4 protein-coding genes are annotated in these 3,578 nt (G+C 29.3%); 1 reads left to right on the plus strand and 3 read right to left on the minus strand.

Features of this window, described 5'->3' with window-relative positions:
• Positions 1-80 precede the first annotated feature (80 nt).
• Positions 81-1,025, plus strand: a complete 945-nt coding sequence (locus ACFCYN_RS25160; protein WP_375952862.1) for a hypothetical protein — start codon at positions 81-83, stop codon at positions 1,023-1,025.
• Here the strand turns inward: ACFCYN_RS25160 and ACFCYN_RS25165 are convergent.
• The 3 genes from ACFCYN_RS25165 to ACFCYN_RS25175 form a co-directional block, all read right to left on the minus strand.
• Positions 1,006-1,239: a hypothetical protein gene (locus tag ACFCYN_RS25165; protein ID WP_098119957.1), complete on the minus strand. Its 234-nt coding sequence runs from the start codon at positions 1,237-1,239 to the stop codon at positions 1,006-1,008. The genes ACFCYN_RS25160 and ACFCYN_RS25165 overlap by 20 nt on opposite strands.
• 71 nt (positions 1,240-1,310) lie before the next feature.
• Entirely contained in the window at positions 1,311-1,598 is a 288-nt protein-coding gene (locus tag ACFCYN_RS25170) for a hypothetical protein (protein ID WP_375952865.1), read from the minus strand.
• 628 nt (positions 1,599-2,226) lie between these two features.
• Positions 2,227-3,414, minus strand: a complete 1,188-nt coding sequence (locus ACFCYN_RS25175) for a helix-turn-helix domain-containing protein (protein WP_375952868.1) — start codon at positions 3,412-3,414, stop codon at positions 2,227-2,229.
• Positions 3,415-3,578: the final 164 nt, after the last annotated feature.

Raw genomic sequence — 3,578 nt, forward strand, 5'->3', positions numbered from 1 at the left:
AATATATATTTAATATTTTTGTAACTTGTATTATACTAATATTATGAAATGTATAAAAATTTTATTATCAGGAGATTATTATGAAAAAATTAAAGAAAATCGCAACCCTAGCAACTGCAACAACCTTATCAGCTGGTATTTTATTTAGTATTCTTCCAACAGAAACTCATGCAGCAACTAACCCTAAAGTTGTTCAAGCCCAAAACAACTTAAAAAAACAAGTAAGTTCTTATATTAAAACACTTACAAGTTATAAAAATGTAATAGCTTCAGATGATCAGGATATTCATGATTATTACCTGGAATTACGAACTGATCTAACTTTATTTACAAAATATAACTATACTAACAAAGAAGGTTTAGTTAAAAAAATTGCTGGCTATAAAACACGAATTGAAAAAGCACGTAAAGATAATGCAGCAGTTGATATGAAAAAAGTAACAGCACAATTTAATACATATGTTAAAAAAGTAGATTCAAAAAGCGCTAAAACATACTTTACAACACAAAAAAATAAATTAATGGCAATTCGAAATTACCAAAATCATACATATGATAGCATTGAGGAATATGTATACGAAATCGAGGATCAAATTTATACTGAAAATGAAGTTTATATTCGTCAAAAGTTACCTGTTGAATATAAAAACTTTGAAGTAGAATCAGATCTTGCAATGCAGAATTTATATGGACTATCAAGCAAAGAACATGATGTTTTAAACTATGCTTATGAAGTTCTTAACATGGATTACCCAACACACCATCAAATCGAAACTGATATCGATAACATGTTTACTAAATTATTTAATGAGAATTTTGCAGCGATCGATGATTTAGAAGAGGATGACAACTCAAGCTTATATTCTGCAATTGATAATAGAGATGTTACAAAAGCTAAAAATGCTCTTGTTTCAGGTACTGCAGTTTATAAAAAATTCAATGACGCATATAATCAAGCAGAAGCTCAGCTTGAAGCATATAAAGCAAACCTAACTGTTAAATTCGCTAGTAAAGTAAAAAAATAAGGCTATTAGTACGTAAATAAAAACAGTCCTTTTGAAAATCATCTTTTCCAAAGGACTGTTTTTTATGTTTCACTTGATTTAGTTTTTCTTGTTTCGTTTTCGTTCTACGCGTATTTAAATCCAACATCGAAAATGGACTTCTACTTAATTCAGGATTACGGTTCCCTTCCCTAGTTAACTTTTCTCGCAATTTTTTTGCTCTTGATTTACTCATACTTTCTCACCTCATTCATTTTATCTTTCTATTATATACTTGTTATCAAAATTTTCCACTAAATCTCTACCTTATTTTTTTGAAATCGGAATAAAGTGATTAAATAAACCTACTACTTTTATTTGCTTGTCAAAAGCCTTGACCTCATAAATCGAAAAAAAGACATAATCTTTATTAGTTGTAACTGAACTAATTAATTTTTCACCTAATAAATCAATTCCAAAATCAAGATACTTATTTTTTGATTCCGATTTAAGTTCTTCTTTTGCCCAACTAACAAACTCACCCTTCGTAGGATTCGTCTGAGCTGATATGATCAGACAAATGGCTAAAGCTCCGATAATAATTAATTTCTTCATAAGTCACCTTTTCTATATTTTCTCTTATCTATCATAAAGGATATTAACAAATTGTCCAAAAGATATCACTTTTCATGCTGTTGAAAAAGAAATTGTTAATTAATCAAAAATTTTTCCATGTAAAAGAAGCTGTATGTGGTTGATTTCCACTACAGTGTTCTCGCTTCCATAGGGCGAGATTCTTGAGCCTCCTTTAGCGCGCCTGCGGGGTCTCAGCCTTCCCGCATCTCCCATAGGAGTCGAGCACCCCTCTGTTCCAATCAACATCTTCAATATAAAAAAGCGTGCATTAAAGAATAATACAAATTCCCTTTAGTTAGAGAAAAATAGAAATTATATACTCATTTATTTTGCTAATATCGGAAAATCCTCTACTCACAAACTAATAATTGAATTTGTTCTCAAACAAATAGCAACTCAATAATTTATATTCTGAAAATAGCCATTACTAAAGTTTATTGGAATTTTACAAACAAATTATCCATAAAAACAAAAAATAACATCCAATATAGCACTTATTAACATTTTAACTATTGACTATTTTATATTTCAACACTCTTAAAAGATATCTTTTTTCATAAAAAAAACGAAAAAGGGGCAAAGTGCGCCCCCTTAGAAAAAGTAAAACTTATTTAATAACACCATTCTTTAAAATGTTTGAATCTAAAAATGGAATAATTGTAATAATTTCATTTATACCATTTTTGGATATGGCATCTAACGCAAGTTCATTAAGAAGGTCACTTTCAATAAATGGACAAATCGATGTTATAGATTTAATACCATTTAATTCATAGCTTTTTCTTGCACATTCGTTAATGACTTCATCACTTATAAATGGGGCCATTGATGTTAATCCCTTAATACCATTTATTTCAAACTCTTTCTTTGCACATTCATCAATTGTTACATCACTAATAAATGGAGCCATTGATGTTAACTCTTTTATTCCGTTTATCTCAAACTCTTTTTTTGCGCATTCATCGATCATTTCATCGCTTATAAATGGTGCCATTGACGTTAATCCTTTTATACCATTTAACTCAAATTCTTTCTTTGCGCATTCATTAACTATTTCTTCACTGATAAATGGTGCCAATATCGTTAATCCTTTTATACCATTTAGCTCAAATTCTTTCTTCGCGCATACATTGATTACTTCTTCGCTTATAAAGGGTGCCAACATCGTTAATTCTTTAATACCAGTGGTTTCAAATTCTTTCATTGCAAATTCGTCAATTAATTCTTTACTAATAAATGGGGCAATTTGTAGTAATTCTCCTATCCCTTTTGACTCAAACGCTTTCTTTGCAAATCCATCAGTCACTTCTTTACTAATATAAGATGCCATTTGAGATAATTCTTTAATTCCGTTTGATTCGAACTCTTTCTTAGCACATTCATCGATAATTTCTTCACTAATAAACGGGGCAATTTCTGAAGTGTCCTTCAAAGTAAGCTTATTCTCAACATTTTTAAAAACTAAGTCCGCTTGTTCAATATTAAGTATTGGTGCTACATTTAAAAATTCTTCTTTTTCTACTTCAATTACAGTCGATGAATCATCATGATCTTTTTCGATTAAATTATTAATTAATTTAATCCCTTTTTCGTTTCCTAAAATTTCATCAATACTTACATTAAAAATCTCTGCAAGCTCGGGTAGCTTTGAAATATCAGGCATTGTTTCCCCACGTTCCCAGTTACTAATTGCTTGAAAACTAACACCTAATTGATCAGCTAACTTCATTTGTGTAATCTTGTTTGCTTTTCTTAATTGTGCGATTTGTCTACCCACTTTTTTCATATCAAACATTTACATCACCTCTTGTCATAAGATAATTTAATTGTATCTAGATACATGACTTTTTAAAATCAAGCATTACTTGAATTGCTTAAAAATGGACTCAAGTAATAATTGAATTCATAAAAAATAGCTTATTTTAATCGATTTATTTTTTTAAGTAGTAATTTAATTAT

The sequence above is a fragment of the Gottfriedia sp. NPDC056225 genome (assembly GCF_042267765.1).
Taxonomy (GTDB): Bacteria; Bacillota; Bacilli; order Bacillales; family Bacillaceae_G; genus Gottfriedia.

Bases quoted from the DNA above. Each gene is read 5' to 3' on its own strand.
- ACFCYN_RS25160 (WP_375952862.1), top strand. From the start codon at position 81: ATGAAAAAATTAAAGAAAATCGCAACCCTAGCAACTGCAACAACCTTA.
- ACFCYN_RS25165 (WP_098119957.1), bottom strand. From the start codon at position 1,239: ATGAGTAAATCAAGAGCAAAAAAATTGCGAGAAAAGTTAACTAGGGAA.
- ACFCYN_RS25170 (WP_375952865.1), bottom strand. From the start codon at position 1,598: ATGAAGAAATTAATTATTATCGGAGCTTTAGCCATTTGTCTGATCATA.
- ACFCYN_RS25175 (WP_375952868.1), bottom strand. From the start codon at position 3,414: ATGTTTGATATGAAAAAAGTGGGTAGACAAATCGCACAATTAAGAAAA.